This window comes from Prevotella conceptionensis 9403948 (genome assembly GCF_000312305.1).
GTDB classification, from domain to species: domain Bacteria; phylum Bacteroidota; class Bacteroidia; order Bacteroidales; family Bacteroidaceae; genus Prevotella; species Prevotella conceptionensis.
Map to the genome: position 1 here is coordinate 106,060 of NZ_HE999453.1, position 3,599 is coordinate 109,658.

Below are 3,599 nucleotides of genomic sequence, written 5' to 3' on the forward strand. Positions count from 1 at the left end.
ATTGGATGCTTACTCTGCAAATTCTATTTCCCAAATCCATTTACTTTTGACTATAACATGCCACAGGAGGGTGATAGAGAAAAATATTTGCTACCCCTACGCCATCAACCATGTGGACAAGGGCGCAAAGACTGGGCATGCCTTAGCATTTATCGTTGCCACTCCTTCCGCCCGATGTTCAGTCTTGGGCAAACCATCACGGCTGGTCGTAGGCAAAAGGAGCAGGTTGCACACCTAGGTAAAGTCTCTATCTCTGCCCTCAAGTTGTAGAAATTTCGAAAGGTAAAAGGCTTAAAAATGTGAATTTATGGCGATGTTTCACGTGAATTTATTTTACATTAATAAGCGTGTAAGCCCATCTTTCCCAATGTGCTGCGCATTATTTGCTACATCGGTTTCGTAAAATAGAGTCTTCTCAGTATTGTAAAATAAAGGTAGTTATTGACCTTGTGGAGATGGTTTGTGAAGGATGTGCGGTGAAATCTCCCAATCACAAACAGGCATAACAACGACTATAACCCCGATTTGTTGTTTGCATTTCGACATCGAAGACACCACGTACACAACCATTCGGAACTGAAAACAACTAGCAAAGAGTCTTCCTGCAATGCACTTCTGCTGCATACCTAAACTTTACGGCCCACAAAGCGGTGAGATTATCAAATATTATTGTACCTTTGTTGCGAGCTTTATACTCCAAAAGGGGGGCGTTGTTTGGTCTTGCCAATTTGCATTGGCCATCCAGCACAAAGCCCCCACACTGTGCACATTGAAGTGATAAGGCCAAGATAACTTCTTCGAAAACGAGCAAAGTTTAATTGATAATGAGCGAAAACATCAACAAGGGAAAAAAGAAAAATAAGGGTAAACAAAAGGTAAGGAAAAGAATTTCCCACTTGGTGATGCCCAAAGGTATGAACTTGGAAGAGTGGCAGGTGGCATTGAGAAGGCAGGTGGCCAGAGAAGAGCGACTGCATGTTGCTGCCGTAGACGACAAGCTGCAGCCCGGAGAGTACATAGTGACCAATCCCAAAAACGAACAACAATATAAAGTTGTGTACCGCGGGGCAAACAGCCAGTGGAATTATTGCTCGTGTTTTGATTTCCGCACGTCACAACTTGGCACATGCAAGCACATAGAAGCATTGAAACTCACGTTTGGCGGGCGACGAAAAGTGCACAGGGAGCTGCCGTCCTACTCTTCCGTATACATCGATTACAGGCAAGGCCGCCAAGTGCGCATACGCATCGGCTGCGACAACAGCGAGGCGTTTAAGATGTTGGCGAATGATTACTTTGACGAGCATTTAGCGTTGAAACCAACAGCTTATGCCCATTTCCATGAGTTCTTGGCCAAGGCCCGAGAACTCGATGCCGGGTTTAGATGTTACCCCGATGCGCTGCAATATGTTGTTGAACGCCGAGAAAACATTGAAAGGGCGGCATGGGTTGACGCTTTGGGGCAGGAAGATTTCAACTCTCTGCTGCACACCCGCCTCTATCCTTATCAGGTTGAGGGCATAAAGTTTGCCTTAAAGGCTGGCAAATCCATCATCGCCGACGAGATGGGACTGGGCAAAACCATTCAAGCCATCGCCACAGCGCAGATGTTAAGGCACAAGGCACTGGTGGGAAATGTACTCATCGTGTGTCCCACATCGCTGAAATACCAATGGAAACGCGAAATAGAACGATTTACAGGCGAAACAGTTCACGTTATAGAGGGCGACTTGTTGGCCAGATGCAAACAATATGAAGGTCAAGAACCCTATCGCATCATATCATACAACGCATTAAGCAACGATTTGAAGCTTCTCAAAAGCATAGAGGTAGACATGTTGGTGATAGACGAGGTGCAACGACTTAAGAATTGGAACACGCACATCGCCAAAGCGGCTCGCAAAGTGAACGCCCTATATGCCGTGGTGCTATCGGGTACGCCTTTGGAAAACCGCTTGGAAGAACTCTATTCGGTGGCCGAACTGGTAGACCAATTCGCACTTAGCCCCTATTATAAGTTCAAAGACCGGTACATTATGCTCGATGAGAGAGGTGCTACCGCGGGCTATCGTAATCTGAACGAATTGGGCGAGCGCATCAAACGTTTCTTGATACGGAGGCGCAAACGCGACGTAAACTTGCAAATGCCCGAAAGACAAGACAAACTCTTGTTCGTACCCATGACTAAGCAACAGATGGTGCAACACGATGAGGCGCGCTGGCATGTGTCGGTGCTGTTGAAGAAATGGCAGAACATGCACTTCTTGTCTGAAACAGACCGCAATAGGCTGATGAAGCACCTCTCGCAGATGCGTATGCTGTGCGACAGCACCTATATATTAGACCAAAAAACGCGGTTCGACACAAAAGTAACCGAGGTGATAAACATCGTGCGCAATGTTATAGAAAGCGGCGGCGAGAAATTGGTGGTGTTTAGCCAGTGGGAACGAATGACAAGACTGGTGGCTAAAGAATTGGAAAAGGAAGGCATCGGCTTTGAATATCTGCATGGCGGCATCCCCTCGATACGGCGTAAAGACCTTGTAAACAACTTTATGGACGAACCCCACTGCCGCGTTTTCCTCTCTACCGACGCGGGAAGCACTGGGTTGAACCTGCAAGCGGCCTCCGTCGTGGTGAACATAGACCTGCCTTGGAACCCTGCCGTGCTTGAACAACGCATCGCACGTGTTTACCGTCTGGGGCAGAAACGCAACATACAGGTGATAAACCTCGTGTCGGCAGGCACGTTCGAAGAAGACATGCTGGGTAAATTAAAGTTCAAATCCTCTCTTTTCGAAGGGGTCTTGGATGGCGGAGAGGACACTATCTTTGCCCAACAAGGCAAGTTTGACGAGATGATGGCCGAACTAAACAAGACGATGGGCAGCTCGGCAGACACCCACACTGGCGAAAGCCCCATTGACAACGACGAGCAAGAGCTGGTTGTGGGCAATGAAACGATGGAAGACAACGCTCCCGAAACAAACGAAACGGAAGTGTTTGACGATGACGATTTGGCCGAAAATGAAGAAGAAACGCGCAATAATGAAGAAAGCGAAGTAAGTGCGCACACCATAGCCGACAACGAGGGCGGAAACACCAATGCAGAACGTGCAAGGGAAAGCAAAACACCGCAAGGCGAGTACGATAACACTACGGCAGTCACTCATTTTGATTTTGGCACACCAACTGATGATGAAACTGAAGACAATGCTGCCGAGTATGAGGACAATGCCGTTGAGCACGAAGGCGAAATGGCCGAGAACAAGGACTTCGGACGCGGAGACACACCCAAGAATGCGGCAAAAGGAAACGCCAATGTCACACCCACCCATAGCCACAGCAGCCGCAGCGCAAACCCATCTACGCCCAAAGAGTTGGTACATGCAGGGCGTACGTTCTTCCAAGGGCTTGCAGACACGCTTAAGTCGCCAGAGGCAACAAGGCAGCTGGTGGAAGAACTGGTGGAAGAAGACCCCGAAACGGGAGCGACACATATCAAGATAGCCATACCCGACAAAAAGAGCGTGGAGGTTTTGCTGGGTTTCTTCGGCTCGCTGCTTGCCGCCAATAAGTCGCAAGAGGAAGACTAACGC

2 protein-coding genes are annotated in these 3,599 nt (G+C 48.3%); both read left to right on the forward strand.

Annotated features, from left to right (window positions below; all coding sequences use genetic code 11):
- Nucleotides 1–270 (forward strand): hypothetical protein (locus BN93_RS18785; RefSeq protein ID WP_232211197.1); only part of this gene is annotated, 270 nt, incomplete at its 5' end.
- Nucleotides 271–824: 554 nt separating this feature from the next.
- Nucleotides 825–3,596 (forward strand): DEAD/DEAH box helicase, encoded by a 2,772-nt coding sequence (locus BN93_RS14045; RefSeq protein WP_019188954.1) that lies wholly within the window; start codon nt 825–827, stop codon nt 3,594–3,596.
- Nucleotides 3,597–3,599 lie beyond the last annotated feature (3 nt).

Bases quoted from the DNA above. Each gene is read 5' to 3' on its own strand.
- BN93_RS14045 (WP_019188954.1), top strand. From the start codon at position 825: ATGAGCGAAAACATCAACAAGGGAAAAAAGAAAAATAAGGGTAAACAA.